The sequence below is a fragment of the Oceanicoccus sagamiensis genome, assembly GCF_002117105.1.
Taxonomy (GTDB): Bacteria; Pseudomonadota; Gammaproteobacteria; order Pseudomonadales; family Dasaniaceae; genus Oceanicoccus; species Oceanicoccus sagamiensis.
The window spans coordinates 3377285-3400875 of record NZ_CP019343.1; the positions used below are offsets into that span (position 1 = coordinate 3377285).

The 23591-nt window shown below is 49.3% G+C and carries 21 protein-coding genes and 1 pseudogene; 19 read left to right on the forward strand and 3 right to left on the reverse strand.

The genetic code is table 11. From position 1 onward, the window contains the following. From thrC to BST96_RS15505, 3 genes are all read left to right on the forward strand, one after another. Positions 1-1398, forward strand: coding sequence for a threonine synthase (gene thrC / locus BST96_RS15495; protein WP_085759574.1), 1398 nt, complete (start codon positions 1-3; stop codon positions 1396-1398). Between the two features lie 71 nt (positions 1399-1469). Next, entirely contained in the window at positions 1470-3203 is a 1734-nt protein-coding gene (recJ, locus tag BST96_RS15500) for a single-stranded-DNA-specific exonuclease RecJ (protein WP_085759575.1), read from the forward strand. 135 nt (positions 3204-3338) lie between these two features. Then, positions 3339-4238, forward strand: a complete 900-nt coding sequence (locus tag BST96_RS15505; protein WP_085760558.1) for an aspartyl/asparaginyl beta-hydroxylase domain-containing protein — start codon at positions 3339-3341, stop codon at positions 4236-4238. 63 nt (positions 4239-4301) lie between these two features. Here the strand turns inward: BST96_RS15505 and BST96_RS15510 are convergent, their stop codons facing one another. Next, the gene (locus tag BST96_RS15510) at positions 4302-5282 is read right to left on the reverse strand and encodes a malate dehydrogenase (RefSeq protein WP_085759576.1); all 981 of its coding nucleotides are present in this window, start codon (positions 5280-5282) and stop codon (positions 4302-4304) included. A 110-nt stretch (positions 5283-5392) separates the two neighbouring features. Next, positions 5393-5716 carry an aconitase X swivel domain-containing protein gene (locus tag BST96_RS15515; protein WP_085759577.1) on the reverse strand — a complete coding sequence of 108 codons (324 nt, stop codon included), beginning with the start codon at positions 5714-5716 and terminating at the stop codon, positions 5393-5395. On the opposite strand from BST96_RS15515, the gene BST96_RS15520 reads away from it, so the two are divergent. The 7 genes from BST96_RS15520 to BST96_RS15550 all read left to right on the forward strand — a co-directional run bounded on the left by BST96_RS15520 (position 5693) and on the right by BST96_RS15550 (position 12806). Further along, positions 5693-5899, forward strand: a complete 207-nt coding sequence (locus BST96_RS15520) for a hypothetical protein (RefSeq protein WP_085759578.1) — start codon at positions 5693-5695, stop codon at positions 5897-5899. The two genes, BST96_RS15515 and BST96_RS15520, sit on opposite strands and share 24 nt — an antisense overlap. Positions 5900-5994: 95 nt before the next feature. Further along, entirely contained in the window at positions 5995-7059 is a 1065-nt protein-coding gene (locus BST96_RS15525; RefSeq protein WP_085759579.1) for a TauD/TfdA family dioxygenase, read from the forward strand. Positions 7060-7132: 73 nt separating this feature from the next. Further along, positions 7133-8509: an FAD-binding oxidoreductase gene (locus tag BST96_RS15530; RefSeq protein ID WP_085759580.1), complete on the forward strand. Its 1377-nt coding sequence runs from the start codon at positions 7133-7135 to the stop codon at positions 8507-8509. A 109-nt stretch (positions 8510-8618) separates the two neighbouring features. After that, positions 8619-8912, forward strand: a complete 294-nt coding sequence (locus tag BST96_RS15535; protein WP_085759581.1) for a 3-keto-5-aminohexanoate cleavage protein — start codon at positions 8619-8621, stop codon at positions 8910-8912. Positions 8913-8922: 10 nt separating this feature from the next. Beyond that, a complete protein-coding gene (locus BST96_RS15540; protein ID WP_085759582.1) occupies positions 8923-9339 on the forward strand; it encodes an acyl-CoA thioesterase in 417 nt (138 codons plus the stop codon). Between the two features lie 17 nt (positions 9340-9356). Beyond that, positions 9357-10256, forward strand: coding sequence for a tRNA 2-thiocytidine(32) synthetase TtcA (gene ttcA, locus BST96_RS15545; RefSeq protein ID WP_085759583.1), 900 nt, complete (start codon positions 9357-9359; stop codon positions 10254-10256). A 273-nt stretch (positions 10257-10529) separates the two neighbouring features. After that, entirely contained in the window at positions 10530-12806 is a 2277-nt protein-coding gene (locus tag BST96_RS15550; protein ID WP_085759584.1) for a putative bifunctional diguanylate cyclase/phosphodiesterase, read from the forward strand. Between the two features lie 13 nt (positions 12807-12819). On the opposite strand, the gene BST96_RS15555 is transcribed toward BST96_RS15550, so the two are convergent. After that, positions 12820-14931, reverse strand: a complete 2112-nt coding sequence (locus BST96_RS15555) for a tetratricopeptide repeat-containing sulfotransferase family protein (RefSeq protein WP_085759585.1) — start codon at positions 14929-14931, stop codon at positions 12820-12822. Between the two features lie 195 nt (positions 14932-15126). On the opposite strand from BST96_RS15555, the pseudogene fliE reads away from it, so the two are divergent. The 9 genes and pseudogenes from fliE to BST96_RS15600 all read left to right on the forward strand — a co-directional run bounded on the left by fliE (position 15127) and on the right by BST96_RS15600 (position 23534). After that, positions 15127-15500, forward strand: a pseudogene (gene fliE / locus BST96_RS21405) (flagellar hook-basal body complex protein FliE). A gap of 33 nt (positions 15501-15533) precedes the next feature. Next, entirely contained in the window at positions 15534-17222 is a 1689-nt protein-coding gene (gene fliF, locus BST96_RS15565; protein ID WP_085759587.1) for a flagellar basal-body MS-ring/collar protein FliF, read from the forward strand. After that, complete coding sequence (gene fliG, locus BST96_RS15570) at positions 17222-18238, forward strand: flagellar motor switch protein FliG (protein WP_085759588.1); 1017 nt, start codon at positions 17222-17224, stop codon at positions 18236-18238. Before fliF ends, fliG begins: the two co-directional genes overlap by 1 nt. Before the next feature lie 12 nt (positions 18239-18250). Beyond that, complete coding sequence (locus BST96_RS15575) at positions 18251-19024, forward strand: flagellar assembly protein FliH (protein ID WP_085759589.1); 774 nt, start codon at positions 18251-18253, stop codon at positions 19022-19024. Then, the gene (fliI, locus tag BST96_RS15580) at positions 19024-20421 is read left to right on the forward strand and encodes a flagellar protein export ATPase FliI (protein WP_085759590.1); all 1398 of its coding nucleotides are present in this window, start codon (positions 19024-19026) and stop codon (positions 20419-20421) included. The genes BST96_RS15575 and fliI overlap by 1 nt, the downstream gene beginning before the upstream one ends. A gap of 12 nt (positions 20422-20433) precedes the next feature. Continuing rightward, complete coding sequence (fliJ, locus tag BST96_RS15585) at positions 20434-20874, forward strand: flagellar export protein FliJ (RefSeq protein ID WP_085759591.1); 441 nt, start codon at positions 20434-20436, stop codon at positions 20872-20874. Between the two features lie 169 nt (positions 20875-21043). Then, entirely contained in the window at positions 21044-21349 is a 306-nt protein-coding gene (locus tag BST96_RS15590; RefSeq protein ID WP_085759592.1) for an STAS domain-containing protein, read from the forward strand. A 32-nt stretch (positions 21350-21381) separates the two neighbouring features. Next, positions 21382-23118 carry an ATP-binding SpoIIE family protein phosphatase gene (locus BST96_RS15595; RefSeq protein WP_085759593.1) on the forward strand — a complete coding sequence of 579 codons (1737 nt, stop codon included), beginning with the start codon at positions 21382-21384 and terminating at the stop codon, positions 23116-23118. A gap of 77 nt (positions 23119-23195) precedes the next feature. Continuing rightward, positions 23196-23534, forward strand: a complete 339-nt coding sequence (locus tag BST96_RS15600) for an Hpt domain-containing protein (protein ID WP_085759594.1) — start codon at positions 23196-23198, stop codon at positions 23532-23534. Positions 23535-23591: the final 57 nt, after the last annotated feature.

Genomic DNA, 23591 nt, shown 5'->3' on the forward strand with positions numbered 1-23591 from the left:
ATGAAATATATCAGTACTCGCGGACAAGCTCCTGCGTTAAATTTTGAAGAGGTTTTGCTAACCGGTCTGGCACCGGATGGTGGCTTATATGTACCAGAAAGCTTGCCAACTTTTTCTCAGCAAGACATCGCTTCCTGGGCTGGCTTAAGCTATACCGATTTGGCTTTTAAGATTGTGCAGCCCTTCGTGGATGACTGTATTCCCGCTGATGATTTAAAAGCGATTATTGATGATACCTATGTGGACTTTCGTCACCCCTCCGTTGCGCCGTTAGTGCAGTTAGATAAAAACGAATGGGTATTAGAGCTATTTCAAGGCCCGACGTTAGCGTTTAAAGATTTTGCATTACAAATGTTGGGGCGTTTGTTGGATTATGTGCTGGAGCGTCGTCATCAAAAAGTAGTGATTATGGGAGCCACGTCCGGCGATACCGGTTCTGCGGCTATCCAGGGTTGTAAGCGATGCAGCAATATCGATATCTTTATTTTGCATCCCCATCAGCGTGTATCCGATGTTCAGCGTCGCCAGATGACAACCGTACTGGCGGACAATATTCATAACATTGCCGTTAAAGGTAATTTTGATGACTGCCAGTCTATGGTTAAGGCCAGCTTTAATGATAAAAGCTTTTTGCCAGAAGACCGGCAATTGGTCGCTGTAAACTCTATTAACTGGGCTAGAATTATGGCCCAGATTGTCTACTACTTTTATGCGTCTTTATCCTTGGGTGGCCCACTGCGTCCCGTGGCGTTCTCCGTGCCTACCGGCAACTTTGGCGATATTTACGCGGGCTACCTGGCCTCCAAAATGGGTTTGCCCATTGATCAATTAGTGGTTGCCACCAATACCAATGATATTTTACATCGCTGTATTAGCAATAACGATTTTGCCAAACATGCATTGGCGCATACCTTATCGCCCAGTATGGATATCGTTATCTCCAGTAACTTCGAGCGCCTGTTATTTGATTGTTATGATCGTGATGGTGCGGCGATTAACGATTTAATGACCCGCTTCCAAACCGAAGATGTGGCGTTAACCGATGCGGCTTTTGCTAATGTGCGCAGCTTATTTGATAGCTATAAAGTCGATGACGAGCAAACCGTGAAAACGATTGCCGATGTGTATGACACGACGGAATATTTATTAGATCCGCATTCGGCCATCGGTGTGGAGGCTGCACGTAAGGTGCGTCGCCGTGATGATATTCCAATGATTACTTTAGCTACAGCGCATCCAGCCAAGTTCCCTGAAGCGGTGATGAAGGCGGGTTATCCCCATGAGCCTGAGTTGCCGCACCATATGGCCACTTTGTTTGATGATGAAGAGCGTTGTACGGTGCTTGATAATGAGTTGAGCAGCGTACAGCAGTTTGTAGTGGATAATATCACTGCGTGATTCTGGTGGATTATAATCCACCCTGCGTAGGGTGGATCGCGATCCACCTTGTCCCGGCGTACGGATAAGCTATGCAAAAAATAATAAAACGCCGACCCAAAGCAGAAAATCGCTTTTCTGATGTATTACCCCCCTTGCTGCAACAAATCTACTCCGCCAGAGGTATAGCCTCTGATGAAGACATACAAACGGATTTATCGGGCCTGTTAACACCGCAATCCTTAAAGGGCTTGCCTGAAGCTATTGATCTTTTAGTCACCGCCCTAGAGCAACAGCAACGCCTGCTGGTGGTGGGTGATTTTGATGCTGACGGCGCCACCAGTAGCGCATTGGCGGTATTGGCCTTAACGGCAATGGGGGCTGAGTCAGTTAACTTCTTAGTGCCTAACCGTTTTGAATATGGCTATGGCCTAACACCGGAAATTGTTGCGGTTGCCACACAGTTTTCACCGGACTTAATTATTACCGTGGACAACGGTATCTCAAGTATCGACGGGGTTAAAGCGGCCAATGATGCCGGTATTAAGGTCTTGGTAACTGACCATCATTTACCGGGCACAACCTTGCCCGCCGCAGCGGCTATTGTTAACCCTAACCAGCCCGGCTGTCACTTTGACAGTAAAAACCTGGCCGGAGTCGGTGTTATTTTTTATCTGATGTCAGCACTGCGTTCAGCCTTAAGGGAGCGGCAGTGGTTTGCGCAGCGTCAGATTCAAGAACCCGCGATGGCGGATTATTTGGATTTAGTGGCTCTGGGTACCGTCGCGGATGTTGTTCCTCTGGATAAAAACAACCGTATTTTGGTCGCGCAGGGTATTCGCCGTATTCGCGCCGGTAGAACCCGTCCGGGTATTAAGGCTTTACTGGCGGTCGGTAAGCGCAATGCGGAGCGCCTGGTCAGCAGTGATTTAGGCTTTGCGGTTGGGCCGCGTTTAAATGCAGCTGGGCGGCTGGATGATATGACACTGGGGATTCAGTGTTTATTAAGCGATGACCCTTATCAGGCCGGTGAGATTGCCCGCCAGATGGATGAGTTAAACCAGGACCGTAAATCGATTGAAGGCAGTATGCAGCGTGAAGCCATGCAGAGCTTAAAGGCGCTTAAGGTGGAAGAGGGCAATATGCCCTATGGCTTATGCCTCTATGATGCTAATTGGCATCAGGGTGTTATTGGTATTCTGGCTTCGCGCATTAAAGATCGCTATCACCGCCCTGTTATTGTTTTTGCCGATGCCGATGAAGAGGGTGTGATTAAAGGCTCTGCTCGCTCGATCAGCGGTTTACATATCCGTGATGCTTTAGATGCGGTAGCCTCCCGGCATCCGGGGCTACTCAGTAAATTTGGCGGCCATGCCATGGCTGCCGGTATGAGTCTGGCTAAAGATCAATACCCGCTATTTGAGCAGGCCTTTGACGAGGAGGTACGCCGACAGTTAAGCGACGACGATTTGCAGGCAGTATTAGCCAGTGATGGTGCCTTGGCGGCAGACTCCTTTAATCTGGAGTTGGCCCAGTTACTGCGTGATGCGGGCCCTTGGGGACAGCACTTTCCTGAGCCCTTATTTGATGGTGAGTTTCTACTCGTGCAGCAGCGGATTCTGCAAGATAAACATTTAAAACTGGTGCTGGCTCTGGAAGAACAGCCGCAGCAGCCTTTGGATGCGATCGCGTTTAATGTTGATATGGCGTTATGGAAAGATCAGTCGATCGATAAAGTCAGGCTGGTCTATAAACTGGATGTTAATGAGTTTAGGGGCAATCAGACGCTACAACTGATGGTGGAGTATATCGAGCCTTTATTATAAAGCCGGATGCTTATTTGACGGGCGATTAAAAAACAGGGAAACTCAAGTAATAATAAGAGGTTATCGCTAAGATCTCGCAGCGCATTGGCAAACCCTGCGCGTTACAAAATAATAATGACATTGGGCATGGAAACTATGGGAATATTCGTATTATGTGTTTTTATTGCCTGCGCTATTTATGTGCAAGGACGAGGGGCGGTACAGCATGAAAAATTGTCCAGAAAAATCACCGATCATTCCAACTTTTTAGCACCGATTAATTGTCTTTTTTATGCCTCATCCGAGGTGGCTAATTCCGCTTATATTGACGTCGACGATTTTCCAGACTTAAGAGTCTTGGAAGATAACTGGGAAATGATCCGCGATGAGGCGGTTGCCCTCAATCAGCAACAGCAGATTAAATCATCGGATGATCTCGATGATATCGGTTTTAACTCCTTTTTTCGTACCGGTTGGAAACGCTTTTATTTAAAGTGGTATGGCTCATCATTACTATCGGCCAATCAACTCTGCCCTAAAACCGTGGCATTACTGAATACCATTCCTCAGGTCAAAGGGGCTATGTTTGCGATGCTGCCTCCCGGGGCCAGACTGGTCAAACACCGTGACCCTTATGCCGGTTCGCTGCGTTATCATCTTGGGCTGGTAACGCCTAATTCAGAGGATTGTTTTATTACGGTTGATGGTGAGAAATATGCCTGGAAAGATGGCGAGGCGGTTATTTTTGATGAGACCTTTATTCACTATGCGGAAAATAAAACTGATACCAATCGTATTATTTTATTTTTGGATATCAAGCGACCGGTTAAGTCCAGGCTGATTGATGGTTTTAATCGATGGTTTTCTGCGTTGGTATTATCGGCCTCTGCGACCAAAAATATAGCGGGGGACAAGGTGGGATTTTTAAACAGACTGTTCTCCCATCTCTACCAGATTAGAATTCAGGGCAAAAAGCTCAAAGCTTATAACCGCAAGCTCTATTATAGTTTGCAGTATCTACTGTATATCGGGCTTATCTATCTGATCTTTTTCTAGCTGATATCAGCCAAAAAAAATGCCGCAATCAATGCGGCATTTTTTTTGAGCTAAGCGTTTAGCTTAAGGTAGCAAGTGCGCCACGCCATCACGCTCTTCAGTGAGTTCAGCTTCAGTGGCTTTCATTCTGCCCTGGCTGAATTCGCTAACTGACAAGCCTTGAACAATCGTCCACTCGCCATTCTCACAAGTACAAGGAAATGAGTAGATCAAACCTTCTTCAATACCGTAAGAGCCATCTGAGTAAACCCCCATAGACACATAGTCGCCATCCGTCGTGCCCAGCGCCCAGCTGCGAACGTGGTCGATAGCGGCGTTAGCAGCAGAAGCGGCAGAAGAAGCGCCACGGGCTTTAATGATAGCCGCGCCACGTTGTGCAACAGTTGGGATATAGTCGTTTTCGTACCAGTCTTGCTCAACCAGATCCAGAGCAGGGGTACCCGCAACTGTGGTGTTTGAAAGATCAGGGTACTGAGTCGCTGAGTGGTTGCCCCAAACGATCATGTTTTTAACGTCGGTAACAGCCTTGCCCGTTTTAGTCGCTAATTGCGACTTGGCGCGGTTGTGGTCCAAACGCATCATGGCAGTGAAGTTCTCTTTAGGAATGCTCGGTGCATTGCGCTGAGTAATCAGAGCGTTAGTGTTGGCAGGGTTGCCTACAACCAATACTTTGATGTCTTTGCTGGCATTCTGGTCAATGGCTTTACCCTGAACAGAGAAGATAGCAGCGTTGGCTTCTAGCAAGTCTTTACGCTCCATACCTGGGCCACGAGGACGTGCACCAACCAATAGGGCATAGTCGCTGTCTTTAAAGCCAACATCAGGGTCGTCAGTGCAAACAACACCGGCCAATAGAGGGAAGGCACAATCGTCCAATTCCATCTTAACGCCTTCAAGGGCGTCCATTGCAGGGGTGATATCCAGTAATTGCAGGATTACAGGCTGGTCTTCGCCTAACATGGCGCCAGAAGCAATGCGGAAAAGAAGTGCATAGCCAATTTGGCCAGCTGCACCAGTAACGGTAACGCGTACGGGTTGTTTCATTGTAGTTTCCTATGGTTTGGCTATCGTTTGCTGATAGTTTGTAACGGATTAGGGGCTCAAAATTTAGGGCGCCCATTCTAGTGATTTAGCGGGTAAATTTCCACCAAAACCTAAGATTTGCTGGCGGCTTTTAGTTGGGGAGGCGCTATGCACCAATATGACCCCGATTCCAGTGCCGTGGCGGTCCGGGTACTGATTTCAACCACAGGAATCGAAGCTTCGGTCAAGGCCTCATAGGCGGTCACCGCGATGATGGCACTGCTCTCCACCTCACAGAGCAGCAGGGCTGCGGGCCCATTACCGGCGTAGAGGCATTCCAGCAGGGCGCCGGGGCCGGCAGTGCTGCCTTTAATGCCCGGTAGTACCAGTAGGGTGCCTTTAATAGACAAGCCCTGTTGAGGGCGCTGGGTATGCAGCCTTATGTAGAGCGGGATATTGCCTCTGGTCTACTGATGGAGATATTCCCCGGACAGCGCATTAAAGCCGCGGGGGAGTGGTATCTGGTCTGCCGCCAGGACCGGGCCGAGCAGGAAAAAGTCCGGATATTCCGGGAGTGGATGCTGGCGGAAATCGCCGCCGATACCGATCTGGTCAATACCCGTAATTCGCCCAATTAATCAGCAGGAAAATATTGAGCTATTACAAAAGTTTAAGGTAGAATTGCCGGCCGGAAAAATGCCGGGGTTTAAATACAGGTAAACAAGCAATTATCATGAATGCCGCTGAACAACTAGAGACTACATTGCCGGATATTATCAAGCCAGTCTGGTGGACGGGTAAGCCTGCTGTGGCCCCCGAACGCTATCAAATTGATTGTGCGGATATGGCTCTGGATGAGGCTGCCCTGCAACCGGGTGGCGAGCTCGACCGTCGTATCAATGAGGTATTTGACCGTGTCGGCTTGGTACATTTAATCAACACCGGTTTTACCGATATGCAGCTGATGCACAAGGCGGCCATGCTGGTGATTAAAAAGCAGGTCGAATACAAAGGCGGCTCCAACCCCCGCAGTGAATTACAGCCCAATGTTTATGAAGTGGGTGCGCCCTTATCGGCCTGGTTACATTACCACCATGAAATGGCCTATGTCGGCAGCAGCACAGAAATGTTGGGTTTTTTAGGTCACCACACCTTGGGTGATCGCGGTTGGACTTTTGTCTCTGATAACTTAAAAGCGACCGATGATATTTTGGCGACAGAGTTTGGCCAAAAGTTAAAAGAAAAAGGTTTATGCTATCACCGTAACCTGACCGACCGTGAAGCCTTTAAGGGCCGCCAGGAAATCGGTGTTTATAATCACTGGCAAAAATCTTTTCTTACAGAAGACCCGGAAGAAGCGGTGGCGATTGCAGAGAGTCGTGGTTTGCAAACCTCCTGGGGGCCGGACCGCTTATTAAAAACCCGTTACTATATTTCAGCGTTTGAATATTTTAAGCCGCTGGATCGCAATCTGTTGTATAGCAGTGTGGCCGACCATGGTATGTGGTTTGATACCTGGCCGCTGGTACAGCATCTGCCCTATGAAGATCGCCCACTTAACCTGACCTTTGGTGACGATACACCAATGAGTCGTGAGGAATTGCAATTATTTGTCGATATCTATGATCGTCACGGTGCGCCGATTAAATGGGAAAAAGGGGATGTTGCGGTGATCTGTAATTACCGTTTTGCTCACGGTCGCCCTGAAGTACACCTTGCGGAGGGTGAAGTGCGTGAATTAGGTGTGATTGTTGGCAATAGCTACGACCGCGTGGGTGATGTCGAAGGCAAGTGGTAAACCCGGTTAAAACAAAAAAGGGGAGTCTGTCGAGGCTCCCCTTTTTTATTGGCGAAATATCAGAGAGTCAATCATGAATAACATTGTGCAACAGTTACAGCAATTACTTGGCGCAGACAATGTGTTGCTGGGTGATGATGTTAGCAGTCGTTCTGCCGGTTGGAAGGGCGGCGATACGCAAGCGTTGGCTGTGCTAAGACCGCGCCATACTGAGGAACTCTCCGCCATTATCAAACTGTGTTCTGAGCATCGTCAGGCCGTGGTCTTACAGGGCGGTAAAACAGGTTTGGTGGATGGCGCTGTTAGCTCACAGCAAGAGATCGCGATTTCTCTTGAGCGGATGAATGCGATTGAAGAGTGTGACAGCACCAATCGCACCATGACGGTTCAGGCCGGTGTGCCTTTACAAGTCGTACAGGAAAAAGCAGCAGAGATGCAGTTGCAGTTTCCGCTGGATTTGGGTGCTAGAGGGAGTGCAACGATTGGCGGAAATATTGCCACTAACGCCGGAGGTAATCGTGTTATTCGCTATGGTATGGCGCGTAATTTGGTGCTCGGTCTTGAGGCGGTATTAGCAGACGGCACAGTTATTTCCTCTCTGAATAAAGTGTTAAAAAATAATGCCGGCTACGATCTTAAGCAATTATTTATTGGCACGGAAGGTACGCTGGGGATTGTGACTAAAGCGGTACTGCGTTTAAGTCCGGCCATGAATAGTGAAAATACTGCTTTGCTGGCTTTAAACAGTTTTAATGAGGTGATTGCCTTGCTGCATCACTGTGACCGGGAATTTGGCGGCAGCCTGAGCTCCTTTGAAGTGATGTGGAATAATTATTTTCAGTTTACGACGGCGGATAACAGCTATGGCAAAACTGCTCCCATGTCCCGCGACTACCCCTTTTATGTACTCATAGAAACACAAGGCACTCACCAGCAACGGGATGAAGAGCAGTTTCAGCAGGTTCTAGCGGACCTTATGGAGCAGGGTTCTGTGATCGATGCCATCCTGCCACAGTCACAGGGTGAGCGAGACGCCCTCTGGGCTATTCGGGATAACATAGAAGCCATGAATATCCTTGGCCCGATTTTTCTCTACGATATCAGTATGCCTATAGAGCAGGCGGCGGATTATCTGACGGCGGCTGAGCAGCGCCTCAAGCAGCAGTGGCCGGATATGCAGTGGGCGGTATTTGGTCATCTTGGCGATGGCAATATCCATATTATCGCCGGTATTGGCAGTGATGATCCGGAGCAGCGCTATCAATTTGATGATTTATTGTATCAGGGGCTGGATAAAATCGGTGGCAGTGTGTCCGCCGAGCACGGTATCGGCACCGAGAAAAAGCCCTTTTTACACTATAGCCGCAGCCCCGAAGAACTGGCCTTGATGAAAGTCTTGAAGCAGGCGTTGGATCCGCAAAATATTCTCAATCCGGGCAAGGTATTTTAGTGGTACAATCGCCGGTTACTACTAATTATCGAGGTAACCATTTTGAATTCCGCCCAACAAACCATGAACCGTTCTGTGATTATCACCTGTGCGGTCACTGGTTCCGGTGATGCTGCCCATAAAAACCCGCAACTTCCAAACAATGGTCGATAATTTACCGGACCAGGCCAGCTGGGCAGGTTTTGCTTTGGGTAGCATGGAAATGCCAATGGTAGCCCAGGCGGCGCTGTTAGGTGGCCATGTCAGAGTAGGGCTGGAAGATAATCTCTATCTGGAAAAAGGTGTACCCGCGACCAATGCTCAACTGGTAGAGCGCGCTGGTAATATTCTCAACCTGATGGGTGCCAGCTTGCAAACGCCAGCTCAAGCCCGTGAAACCTTGCAGCTAAAACTTAAGCCATAAGGTCCAAGTCATGTCCGATAGCTTGATTGTATACAAAGGCGTAGCCCATCCGGAATTATGTGATGTGATGGGCCATATGACCACCCGGCATTATATTGCCATGTTTGACGATGCCTCCTACCATTTCTTATATACCGTCTTTGGTTGGAGTGGCGAACAGGCAAAAACCGATAACCGCGGTTGGGCAGATGTTAAACATGTGATTGAGTACCAGGACGAGGTGGCCGCAGGGGATTTATTAGAGCTGCGGGCAAACTTTGTCAAAGTCGGTAATAAATCCATTACCGTTAGCTATAGCATGTTTAATCTGGCCAAAAACCAGTTGGCCGCGACATTGGAAAGTACCAGTGTTTATTTCGATACCCTGAACCGCAAAGCGATCCCGCTAACGGAAAGTATGCAGGCGCAGGCAAAACCTTATCTTTAACCGCAAGTAGTAACGCCATGAGTGACCTGGATACCAGAAAGAGCAAACTCGAATCTAACAAGCTGCAAAAACGCCTGCGGCGTTATGTCGGCCGCGCTATCGAAGATTATACAATGATAGAAGAGGGCGATCGGGTGATGGTTTGCTTATCGGGTGGTAAAGACTCCTATGCCATGCTCGATATTTTGATGAACTTGCAAAAAAGCGCCCCGGTGAATTTTGAGTTGGTGGCGGTCAATATGGATCAGAAGCAGCCGGGATTTCCTGAGCAGGTGTTGCCGAACTATCTCGATACATTGGATATTGAGTACTATATCGTTGATAAAGATACTTATTCCGTCGTCAAACAAAAAGTACCTGAAGGTAAAACGACCTGTGCTCTATGCTCTCGGTTACGTCGCGGTACCTTATATGCGTTTGCCGAAACAATACATTGCACCAAGATCGCCCTGGGTCATCATCGCGATGATATTGTTGAGACGATGTTCTTAAATATGTTTTATGGCGCAAAACTTTCAGCTATGCCGCCCAAACTTTTATCCGACGACAAACGCAATGTGGTCATTAGACCGATGGCCTATTGCAAAGAGGCGGATTTAGAGCGTTACGCAAGCATTAAACAGTTTCCGATTATTCCCTGTAATTTATGTGGCTCTCAAGAAAATCTGCAACGCCAGAATATTAAAGCGATGTTGCAGCAGTGGGAAAAAGAAAACCCCGGCCGAGTGCAAAGTATTTTTGGCGCGTTACAGAATGTCAAACCTTCACAGTTGGCTGATACGGCGTTGTTTAACTTTACTGATTTGCCATTAGATCGGGAAGGCGAAAGGAGTGACTACGAATATCAAGAGGCCGAAGTCTCGTCGTCTAATATCCCTACAGGCGTACAGATTATTGATGCCATTTCTTTGGGGTGATGGTCAAAGCCTGTGAGTATCGTAGGGTGGATTGCAATCCACCAAGCCCAACCATAAGTCTTTATAACCGATGGATTATAATCCACCCTACGGGCTAAGCCCTTGAAAGAAAGCGTGAACGAGATGCCAGAGCTGTGCTGGGTAGGGGATTGCGGGACCGTGAAAAAAATAGCAGTGGTAGCCATATCTGGCCAAATTCCATACCCGAATCCTGAAAATCATCTATATTGGATGTAGTTTGTTGAATTAATGTATTAACAACCTGGATTCAGTATGCCGTTAGCCCAAGACCCTCGCCTATTAAGGGGGCAGTTACAAACGGTTTTCAAGTTCTATACCATTGCCATCACCAGCAGCTATGTGCTCGTGTTGCTGAATGGCTTTGCGCTATGGAATGTCGCCGATAAAACCACAGTAATTGTCTGGTTAATGGTGGCCACCGTTATTTCTCTGGTGCGCTACTACCTGAGCTCTATTTTTCGTCGGGATGAAGAGGCCTTTAGCCATTCCGTCTGGATGTTCCTGCATACCCTGATCACTTTGTTTTCAGCGGTTATTTGGGGCTATGCCTTAATGGCCTTGATGCCTGATGATTCCCTTGCCCACCAGTTTCTATTGATTATCGCTATTGCCGGGCTCTGCTCTGGGGCTTCCAGTACGCTGGCGTTTTCGCCACTGGCGTATTTTCTCTTTCTGGCTGCCTGTCTGATGCCTATGTCGGTTCGTCTGTATATGATCGAATCCAATTACAGTGAGCTGCTATTTAGCCTGTGCTATATCTATATGTATTTTATGTGGACCACCTGCCGCCGCAATAGTGAAACGGCGTTACAGAATTTAGAGAAGTCCTTTATTCTGAATGAAAAGGAGTCCGCCTTAAACGAAGCTCATCAACGGGTGGACCTGCATATTGACCGTAGCCCGCTGGGTATTATTGAGTGGGATATCGATCTAAAGGTGAGCCGCTGGAACCCCGCAGCAGAAAGTATTTTTGGCTATACCTCCGAGCAAATGCTGGGCGAGTCCTTTAGCACTTTATTAGCCGGTGACGATAGTGATTACTTTCTGAAAATCGATCACGCGGATAGTTCCAGATCCAGAACCCTGAAAAATGTCACCCATTCCGGTGATAAAATCTATTGTGAATGGACCAGCGCGACTATGCGTTTGCCCGATGGTGAATTACTCGGTTACAGTTCCTTTGTGCGTGATATTACCAAGCGACTGGAGCGTGATGAGTTAATTACCCACCAGGCCTATTATGACCCGGTCACCGATTTACCCAACCGGCATTATTTCCACGATCGCCTAAAGCAGGAGATCAGTCGAACCAGCCGTAACAAAACCTATAGCGCCGTATTTTTTGTCGACTTTGATCATTTTAAAGCGATTAATGACTCCATGGGGCATTCCATGGGCGATGTATTATTGCGCCAGTTTGCTGAACGTTTACAAAACCGCCTGCGCCAATACGATACCGTGGCCCGTTTTGGTGGCGATGAATTTGTGGTGTTGCTGGAAGAGTTGGACCTGGATTATGAAAAATCCCAGCTACAGGCTGCTCAGGTCGCTCGCTCCTTACAGCTATTATTGCAAAAACCCTTTGTACTGGATAAAACGGATTACCAGCTAACCTGTAGCATCGGCATTACGCTATTTAACGATAGCTCAGCCAGTGAAGATGAATTGCTTAAACAGGCGGATTTAGCCCTGTATCAAAGCAAGGAGAAAGGACGTAACCTCTATACCTTCTTCGAGCAGGAAATGAGTCAGCAGGCCTCCCGTCATTTGCAATTGTTAAACAGTTTACGTGGTGCGGTCAGCAACAATGAAATGTCATTGGTTTACCAGCCCAAAGTGGATATGCACAGCAATAAAATTATGGGTGCTGAGGCGCTATTACGCTGGAATAATAATGATTTTGGTTTTGTCTCTCCGGCTGAATTTATTCCAGTGCTGGAAGGCTCTTCGCTGATTTCCCAAGTGGGTCACTGGGTGTTGGATCAGGCTTTTAGCCAGTTAAAATACTGGTATAGTGCGGGCCAGTGGCGAGAAGATATGGGTCTGGCGATTAATATCAGTCCAAAACAGCTATTGGATAAAAGCTTTGTTGAGCAGGTGGAAGTGCTATTGGCCAAGCATGATATTCCCGCTTCTCTGGTTGAATTTGAAATCACCGAAAATGTGCTGGTAGAAAATACAGAAAGAATTACCCAAGTCTTGTTACAGCTTACTGAACTGGGTATCAGTTTTTCGATTGATGATTTTGGTACCGGCTATTCGTCTCTGGCCTATCTGAAAAAACTACCTATCGAAGTCTTAAAAATCGATAAGTCCTTTATCGATCACTGCACCACCGAGGGCAATGATCAGGCGATAGTTCGCAGTATTCTTAGTATTTGTAATGAGCTGGGTTTAACCTCGGTCGCCGAAGGGGTGGAATACCAGGAGCAGCAGCATCAATTGCAGGATATGGGTTGCGATTTATTGCAGGGCTATTTATTTAGCCGCCCAGTACCCGCGGATGAGTTTGAAATGTTACTGAAGTAATCTTTAACCATGATTACCGCTCTGGAGCCAAATCCCCCAGCGCCTCAAATAACGGCTCCAAAAAATCTTCATAACGACGCCAGCGCTCCAGCGACGAGGTATAGATGGGCTGGCGTACCTGTATCACGCTGGCGGTTTTAACGGATCGTTGATGGTGATGAAATTCCAGGCACTGTGGGTCCCATGCCAGTCCGCAATAATGAATTAATGCTTTGGCCTCGGCTTCGGTATTGGCGACTAAATCCTCATACTGTATTTCGTAAAAGGCATTGTCGGGTAATACCTCGCGCCAGTGTTGCATAATATTATGATAGTCGCGGTAGTAAGCGCCCATTTCGGCCAAGTCATAGCTGTGATTCTGGCCCTGTTTAAATAGCTTGGAAAAACCGGAAATACAGGTATCCACCGGGCTGCGTTTTACATGAATAATTTTTGCATTGGGCAGCATCAGATGAATCAAACCCAGATAAAAATAATTGGCTGGCATTTTGTCCGTGATCAATTCGGCATCGCTATTGCGGCTGCGCAATGAGGCTACATAGCGTTGGCCTAATTGCTGAAAGTCCTCGGCCTGCAATTGCTCAACATTGGCAGGGTATTTAAAGCTTTCGTTAGAGCCACTGATCGTGTAGTTAGCTACGGTATTACTTAAATCGGGTAATTCACCAGCCCCAAAACAACGGGGATGGCTGGCAATAATTTGCTCGGTCAGTGTGGTGCCGGAGCGGGGCATGCCGAGAATAAAAATCGGCGTGGTCGACGGGTCACCACCGCCACGAAACTGGTTCACACGAGCTTTAGTGAAGGTGGTAATAATATTCAGCGCAGCAAGGGTATTATCCGCTTTGCTATAGTGGATCTTCTCTCGTTTCAGGCGGCAGGCCTCGATAAAGTGCTGAAAGCTTTGTGGATAGTCTTCACAGTCACCGTAGCTTTTACCCAGCGCAAAATGCAGGGCAATGGCTTTGGTTTTAGCCTGTGGGTCCTGTTGTTCGGCCGCTTGTTTGAGTTTGGCAAAGTTCTTATCGTCAGCCCTGACCTTTTTTAACTGCGCCAGACTTAGTCGGCAGGGAATAGAGTCCGGGTCCAATAGCAGAGCCTGCTGCAAGCAGTCTTCAGCGAGTTGTAGTTGGCCCAGTTCCGTGAGCAGGTGGCTTTTACCGATATGACTGGCGATATCTTTTGGCTCTAGTAATAGCGCCTGCTCATAGTGTTGCATGGCCTTATCGGGAAAGCCCATCACCGTATACAGCCCAGCCAGCTGCGACTGGGCGTTAACCAGCTGCTTATCCTGTTCGATCACTTGCTGAATGATCGCCTCAGCGGCGTTAAAGTGATTGGCTTCTTGCTTCAGTGCGGCCAGCCCCAGCATGGCCTCGGTAAAACCGGGTTTAAAGTGCAGGGCCTGATTAAACGCTATTTCCGCCTGCTGATAATCCTCCAGCATTAAATAGCTGCTACCGGCATTGCGGTAGGCTTCGGCGTAATTCGCTTGCAGCTCTATCGCTTTTAACACCAGTGGCAGCCCCTGTTCCGGGCTGTCTTTTTCGGTTAATACTGCCCCCAGATTATTCAGCGCTTCGGCATAGTGAGCATCGTTGGCTACCGCCTGTTGGTAATAGTCGATCGCCACATCTATCTCTTTGTGATGACGGGCAATGCTCCCCAGATTGTTGAGTGCCTGCGGCAGTCCGGCGTTGATCGCCAGTGCCTGTTGTTGGTAATGGCTGGCCTTGGAATAATCCTCTTGGTCAAAATAGGCAATCCCCAGGTTGCTAAGGGCAGGGGCGTAGTGAGGGTCTAATTCAATAGCGCGATGGCCTGTGCTGATCGCCTTCTCCGTTTGCCCTGCTTGTCGGTACATTTCGGCAAGGTTGCTGTGGAACAGGGCGGTATCCGGTTGTGAGGCGACAGATTTTTCAATTAAGCCAATCGCCATATCAAGTTTTTGCACTTGATGGGCAATACAACCCAATAAGTGCAGGGCCGCCCCGTGAGTTGGGTGAAGCTGCAAGATCTTCTGCAACAGAATTTCCGCATCCTGCAATTGACCCCGGGCCTGGTGTTGGGCTGCCAGCTTAAATGCATCGGCAATAGAGAGTGGTTGGTTGTCAGATAAGCTCATCGACGCATTACAGCAAGTTGGCCCGAAATATGCAATTCCCCTAGGCAGCAGCCTTTGCTTGCCGTTCTGTCAATTGTTCGTCGACATTCAGCCAGCATTAGCCCGAGTCTTAGCGAAAGTGAAAGGCGCGTGTCATTAGTTTGACTGGGGGGCGAATCTTATTATTGCCTGCGAGAAGTGGGTGTGGGGGAAGTGATGGTCACTAATCGAACCGATATTAATAACTTGTTATCACAAATGCGTGATATGAAAGCGCAGGCCGGTGGTGCCAATGAGGTGCAGGCGCGTTCGGATATTGAAGCGGCCTTGCGGGTTGGCAATGATAATAAAGCCAATAGTGCTACGGCCCGGACTTTACCGAGATGTTTTCCAATGCCGTTAACGCGGTGAACGAAACCCAGCAAACCTCCAGCGCATTGGGCACGGCCTATCAGCAGGGCGACCCGGGTGTCAGCCTGTCGCAGGTGATGGTGGCATCGCAAAAGGCCAGTGTGTCTTTTCAGGCCTTAACGCAGGTGCGTAACAAGCTGGTAGAAGCCTATCAGGACGTTATGAATATGCCGATCTAAGCGGCATCAATGCTTTTGAAGTAAGGGGTAGCAATGGCAGCATTACCGGCTGAGAGTGGAGGAGATTCAATATCTCCCCGCCAAAATGATTTAATGGATGGTATGGGCAACCTGGGGGTTTTCCGTCAGTTGCTATTGATGGTGGGTCTGGCTGTCAGTATCGCTATTGGTTTTTGGGTGGTGATGTGGTCCATCGGCGAGGACTATGCGCCGCTGTATACCAATCTGGATAAAATGAACCCCGAAGATGTGCTTAACGTTCTGCAAAGTAATCAAATTGAATACAAGGTGGATGAACAATCGGGTGCCTTGTTGGTGGTCTCCAATCAAATTCATAATGCTCGCTTAAAACTGGCGGGTGCTGGTATCTCTGCCGATGGCAGCTTTGGCTTTGAATTACTCGATAAAGAGCAGCCTCTGGGCACTAGTCAGTTTATGGAAAATGCCCGTTTTAAGCGCGGACTTGAGGGCGAATTGGCCCGTACCATTTCCAGTATCCGGGCTGTGCGCTCCGCCAGAGTGCATCTGGCCATCCCCAAAGCCTCAGCCTTTATCCGCGACCCCCGTAAGCCTACCGCCTCCGTCTTTCTGGATATCTATAGTGGCAATGGCATCAATACCGAACAGGTCCGCGCCATTGCCAATATGGTGGCTTTTAGTATCCCGCAACTGACGGTCCAAAATGTGACCGTGGTCGACCAGCGTGGCAATCTGCTATCGAATTTTGATGCCGACCAGGAAATGGCCATGGCCAATAAACAATTGGACTATGTCGGCCAGATGGAAGCCAACTACGTTAAGCGCATTAGTTCTATCCTGGAGCCAGTGCTGGGTGAAGATAACTTCCGTGCTGAAGTGTCAGCCAGTGTCGACTTTACTCAAATTGAACAAACCGATGAATTATTTAACCCTGACCTGCCCGCCATTCGCAGTGAGCAAACAGTGGAAGAAGCCCGAGCCGGTGGGACTATTGGCGGTGTGCCGGGGGCATTAAGCAACCAGCCGCCAGCGGAAGCAGAAGCGCCTGATGAAGCCTTGCCCGCTGAAGGCGAAGGCGCAGGGGCCAGTGCCGGTACCAGCCGCCGTCAATCAGTGCGTAACTATGAGTTGGACCGAACCATCAGTCATACCCGTCATCAGGTCGGTCGTTTACAGCGTTTATCCGTCGCCGTTCTGGTCGATAATGTGACTAAAGCGGACCCGGATACCGGAGAAATGACTTCGGTCCCGATGGAGCAGGCGGAATTAGACCGTTTGTCTACACTGGTAAGAGATGCGGTAGGTTTTGACCCGGCTCGGGGCGATAGCGTTAATATTATTAACTCAGCGTTTTTACCCAAGGAAGAAATCGAGCCAATGCCAGCGGAAGAGCTACCCCTATGGGAGCAGCCTGCGATTGCTCGCTATGTGAAATATCTGGGTGCTTTCCTGGTAGTAATGTTATTATTTTTCGGCGTACTGCGGCCGGTGATGCGCGGTCTGACCGACACCGCCAAAGACCTGCGTGAAGTGGAAGCACAGCGCGCCTTGGGTGAGTTGTCAGGTGATTTAGGTGCCGACCTGGTGGATGAAACCGTGACCTTATCGGGGGGCGACAGCTTATTACTCGCCGGCCCCAATGAAAATTATGAACAGCAAATGAATGCCGTTAAAGGCTTGATCGCAGAAGACCCCGGTCGAGTGGCTCAGGTAGTGAAGAAGTGGGTAGTTGCCAGTGAGTAATGCCAGTGAATGATAGCGCCAATATTAATTTAAGTACCCTGGACCAGGCTGCCATCCTGATGATGTCTATGGGCGAAAAAGAAGCGGCGGAAGTGCTGAAGCATCTTGGCCCCAAAGACGTACAGCGTATTGGTACTGCCATGACCGCGCTGGAAAACGTGCCGCAGGAACATGTTGAGCATGTGATGTCCAACTTTTTGGAAGAGGCTCGCTCCATTACTGGTTTAGGTATGGGCTCCGACGGTTATATTCGCAATATGCTGGTGGAAGCTTTAGGTGAAGATAAAGCCGGATCGTTAGTGGATCGTATTTTACTGGGCGGTAATACCAGTGGCCTGGATACCTTAAAATGGATGGATGCCCGTTCCGTCGCCGATATTATTCGCAACGAACACCCACAGATACAAGCCATCGTTATGGCCCACCTCGACGGAGACCAATCCGCCGAAGTACTAACCCATTTACCCGATAAAGTACGCCTTGATATCGTAATGCGAGTGGCCTCTCTGGATGCCGTCCAGCCCTCGGCCTTGCAAGAGCTTAATACCATTCTTGAGAAACAATTCTCTGGCAATGCCGGTTCGCAAGCCAAAGCCATGGGTGGTACCAAAGTGGCCGCCGAGATTATGAATAACCTGGAAACCAGTGTCGAAGCGGAATTGATGGAGTTAATCAAAGAAGTCGACGAAGATATGGGTACCACTATTCAGGACCTGATGTTTGTCTTCGACAACTTAAAGGCGGTGGACGACCGTGGTATTCAGGCGCTGCTACGCGAAGTCTCTTCCGAGGTGCTTATCCTTGCACTCAAAGGCTCCGACGAAGAGCTCAAAGAGAAAATATTTGGCAATATGTCCAAACGTGCTGCTGAATTGCTGCGTGATGATCTGGAGGCCAAAGGCCCGGTCAAACTGAGCGAAGTAGAAGGGGCACAAAAAGAAATTCTGATTATTGCTCGTCGTATGGCCGATGCTGGCGAGATTGTTCTCGGCGGTGGCGGCGAAGAAATGCTGTAAAAGGAACACCGTGTGACTCGAATTCCTGCCGATAAAACCACGACTTTTTCTTCCTGGGCTATGCCAGAAGTGAAAGAGGGGCAAATCGTAAAAGTTGAAAAGCTAAAAGATCGCGGCCCCCGCGGTGAGCTGGTCAATGTCGACAAAGAAGAAATTATCTATAGCTCATTAACCGCCGCCCAGTTAGAAGAAATCTCTAACCAGGCCTATGAGGATGTGCGGCAACAAGCCTATCAGGATGGCCTTAAACAAGGGCAAGAGGACGGCTTTAAAGCGGGCCTTGATAAAGGGGCGCAAACCATTAAGCAGCAGGCTCAGCAACTCAATACAGCCGTAGCCAATATCTTTAGTTATCTACAAGGCCAGGATGATGAAGTCGAGCAGGCACTGGTCAATGTTGCCACCTGTATTGCCAGCAGCGTATTGCGCCGGGAATTGACGGTCGATGCCTCACATATTCGTGCCGTGGTGCAGGATGCTATTCGCTTATTACCGATCACGGCTGCCAATCTAACCGTTCACCTGAGTGAGCAGGACCACCAGTTTCTTGGCAGCGAGACCGATATCCCCGAACAATGGACGCTGCAAATTGACCGCACTCTAAAGCCCGGTGGTTGCCGTGTAACCAGCGAACACAGTGTGGTTGATTACACCCTTGAACAGCAGTTCCAGCAGACCGTCAACGCACTGGTTGAAAAGCGCTTTGCACAATTATCACCCCATGCCGAGGCGATGGTGGTTGACCATAATGCCTCCGCCTCCACACCACCGGAAGACGCCAGTTAATGGCGCCTTCACGCCAACCCTTTAGCGATCGCCTGGCCCATTATTCGGGAGAGGATGGCCTGCCTACACAGCCCTCTATTGCTGGCAAATTACTTCGCGTAGTGGGTATGACGCTGGAAGTCGTCGGTCTGGAACTCGCTATTGGTTGCCGCTGCCTGGTGCTTGGTGAGCAAGGGCGCTCGATCGAGGCAGAAGTCGTTGGTTTTACCGAGAGCAAATTGTTTTTAATGCCGATTGAGCCGGTGACCGGTTTAAAGCCCGGTATGCCAGTAGTGCCTGTGGCCTATGAAGATCGTGTACCCGTCGGTATGCAGTTACTGGGCCGAGTGATTGATGGTGCGGGTCGACCGCTGGATGGCAAAGGTGCGCTGGGCTGTGAAGATAGCATTGATATGCAGGCCGACTTAATCAATCCCTTGGAGCGTAAGCCGATCTCCACCGTATTGGATGTAGGTATCCGCGCGATCAATTCTGTACTAACCGTTGGCCGTGGCCAGCGCCTCGGTTTATTTGCCGGTAGTGGCGTGGGTAAGAGTGTGTTGCTGGGTATGATGACTCGCTTTACCGAGGCGGATGTTGTTGTTGTCGGTTTAGTGGGTGAGCGGGGCAGGGAAGTTAAAGAATTTATTGAGCAGGTGTTAGACGAAGAGGGTTTGGCGCGCTCTGTCGTCGTGGCTTCTCCGGCCGATGATGCGCCTTTGATGAGGATGCGTGCCGCCATGCTGGCAACGCGATTAGCGGAAAGCTTTCGTGATCAAGGCAAACATGTATTGCTACTAATGGATTCACTCACCCGTTATGCTCAGGCGCAACGGGAAATTGCTTTATCCATTGGTGAGCCACCGGCCACCAAGGGTTATCCGCCCTCGGTCTTTGCCAAAATCCCCCAGTTAGTCGAGCGGGCCGGTAATGACGTTGATGGTAAAGGCTCGGTCACCGCCTTTTATACCGTGCTGACTGAAGGTGATGACCTGCAAGACCCGGTAGCGGATGCGGCAAGGGCGATACTGGATGGCCATGTGGTGTTATCCCGTGCTCTGGCTGATGAGGGGCATTACCCGGCGATTGATATCGAAGGCTCTATTAGCCGGGCCATGCCCAATATTATTAGCCCTGAGCATTTACAGTCCGCCCAGCGTCTTCGTTATTTGTATTCACGCTATCAACAGAGTCGCGACTTAATTAGCGTGGGTGCCTATGTGGCCGGCAGTGATCCTGAAACCGATTTGGCGATTGAGCGGCTGCCCTCGATTAGAAACTTCTTACAGCAGGGTTTAAGGGAGTCATTTACGATGGCGGCCAGTGTGGCAGAGCTACAGACCGTATTGGCGCCCCCCAAAACGATGCAGGCAGACCCCGCTAGTCAGCAGGGTCGCGATTTGGCGATTGGCCGGTGATAGGTGGCTAGCATGAAACAGAAGCCCTCCCAGCGTTTACAAACCGTCCTTAAACTGGCGCAATTAAAAGAACAGGCTGCCGCAGAAAAGCTGGCGCAGAGTATGCGAGAAGTCGCTACCCAGCAGCAGCAAGAACAGCAGTTGACCGTTTACCGGAGCGAGTATAGTGAGCAGTTTAAAACCGTCGCTGAACAGGGTATGAGTGCAGCCAGGCTGGCTAACTACCAGCGTTTCTATGGCAATCTGGAAGCGGCGGGCAATACCCAGCGTGAGCGGGTTGAACTGGCCTCACAGCAGCAGGAGCAGGCCAGGGCGCTTTGGCAGCAGCAATATTCCCGGCAGCAGAATATGGATAAGTTGGTGCAGAACAAGCGTCAACAAGAAGAGCAGGAGGCCGATAATAAACTGCAGCGCGAGCAGGACGACCGCCGCCCCGTCCCTCCGGCAGAGTAAAACCCCACGCCGTTGGAAATAATTCACCTTATCGCCATAATTTATTGATTACATTATGTATTTTTAAATCTATGGTCTATTCTAAAAACAAACAAAAAGGGTGCCTGATGTAGGCTCCGACGTCCAATACTTGCTGGCAAGGCTTCCAGCGCTTACACGGAGATACACCATGGCCATCTCTTCATCATCTTCTGCTGATGCCAGTGAACTGACAATTAATATCGAAGGGCGTTTTGACTTTAGTTCCCATCAGGAATTTCGCCGCTCTTATGAAGTGGTGAGCAATAAGCCCGCCAGCTATATCATTGATATGAAGGCCACGTCCTATCTGGATAGCTCAGCGTTGGGGATGTTGCTATTGTTGCGCGACTACGCCGGTGGTGATAACTCCAATATCAGTATTGCTAACTGCAATGACGATGTGAAGAAAATCCTGTCTATCTCCAATTTTGAACAGTTGTTTAAAATTAGTTAGGCACAGCCAGTGTCCCCTGACACTGACTTACTATGAAAACGCCTGTCATGCCTGCCGAAGAAGCCCCGCCGCTGGCAAAAGCCAAAATCCTTATTGCGGATGATAGCGATACCGACCGTCTCGTACTGCAAACGATCCTAAAAAAACAGGGCCATGACGTTGTGGTAGCCAGTGACGGTATTGAGGCGATAGACGTCTTTAAGCAAGAGTGGCCGGGGATTGTCTTACTTGATGCCTTAATGCCCCGTATGGATGGCTTTGAGGCGGCAGAAATAATCAAGCAACTGGCGGGTGAAGAATTTATCCCGCTGATCTTTTTAACCTCATTACAGGAAGCCGATTCACTGGCTCGTTGCCTCGATGCCGGCGGTGATGACTTTCTTAGCAAGCCCTATAACAGCGTTATTTTAAAAGCCAAGATCAATGCCTTTGAGCGCATGCGAGAGATGCACCATACACTGGCACATCAGCGGGACGAAATCTACGCGCACAATAATCGCCTGTTGCGTGAGCAGGAGGTGGCCAAGCGGGTCTTCGACAAAGTTGCCCATGCCGGCTGTCTGGATGCCAGCAATATCCAATATGCACTATCGCCTATTGCCGTGTTTAATGGCGATGTCGCTCTGGCTGGGGTCAACCCTGCTGGCGACTTAATGGTGTTGTTAGGGGATTTTACCGGCCACGGTTTGGATGCGGCCATCGGTGCCATGCCTTTGGCGCAATCCTTTTACAGTATGTTGGAAAAAGGTTTTTCCATGCAGAATATTTTGCGTGAAATTAATCTTAAGCTGCATGAGATTTTACCGGTCGGTGTTTTTTGCTGTGCGCTGGTGGCCGAAATCGATTTTAAAAACCGCACCGTAAGAACCTGGAATGGTGGCTTGCCTGACTGTGTGATCTACCGTCCACGTACCCAGGAGTTGTTGCGCCTGGTCTCTCGGCATGTGCCGCTGGGTATCAAAGCCAATGTCGACTTTAGTGATGCGGTAGAAACCTATGAGGTTGAACCTGGCGACCGTTTATATCTGTGGTCCGATGGTATCCATGAGGCGGCCAATGAACGGGATGAAATGTTTGGTGAGCAGCGTTTGCATGAGGTGTTTAGTCGCAATCAGGAGCCAGAGAAACTCTTTCACGAAGTGAATATCGCGGTGAACTCCTTTATTTCTGAAGATAGTGTTGGCGATGATATTTCTTTAGTCGAAGTTGAGATTGTAGCGCCAGAAGACTTTAACGTTGACCAGCCGCAGTTTATTGGCGGCCAGCAGGCGGGCCCAAAAGATTGGTCTTTGCAGTATGAGTTGCGCCCTGAAACGCTGCGGGATTTTGATCCTTTGCCGATGTTGCTACATGTGCTGATGCATGTGCCATTTTTACGCAGTTTTGGTGGGCAGATTTATACTGCGATGACCGAGTTGTATACCAATGCCTTAGAGCATGGCGTGCTAAAGCTTGCGTCTGAGCTAAAGAACTCGCCAGAAGGTTTTGCTGGCTACTACCAAGAGCGGGAAAAACGCTTGCAGCAGCTAGACCAGGGCTGGGTGGTTATGGCGCTGGACTACAAAGGCACGATGACCGGAGGCAGGCTGAGCGTTACAGTTGAAGATAGCGGTGACGGTTTTGACTACCACGGCTTATTAGCCGGGAATGGCTCTGGTCAGGGTTACTCAGGGCGGGGCATTACCTTGTTGCAATCGATTTGCCACAGCGTCGAATACCTTGGCAGCGGTAATAAAGTCCGTGTGGTGTTTGTTTGGGGTGATCAATAGTCGCATCGACGAATATCACTATTTCGTCTACCCTGAGTACTATCAGGATATGACAACAACTATAAGAGGTTTACAGGATGGAGGCTAACCAGCATTTGGATCTGGACGCACTAAAAGAACTCCAGGCAGTGATGGGCGATGAGTTTTCTTTACTGGTCGAGACCTTTACCACCGACAGTATTCTACGGATCGACGGTATCAGGGAAGCGATTAGCGCACAGGACGCCGAAGCTATTCGTCGCGCAGCCCACAGCTTTAAAGGCAGTGCCAGCAATATGGCTGCCCCCAACCTCACCAATTTATGCCGCAGCCTTGAAGACCTGGGCCATAACGGTTCCACTGAGGGGGCCGAGCAATTGCAGCAGAGCATTATTGACGAGTATGAGCAGGTTAAATCCGCTTTGGAAACCCTGTAAATTGCCCTCGCTATATTACCGTCGCTGTTCCGACCTATCAGTATTTCCCTGATTCTT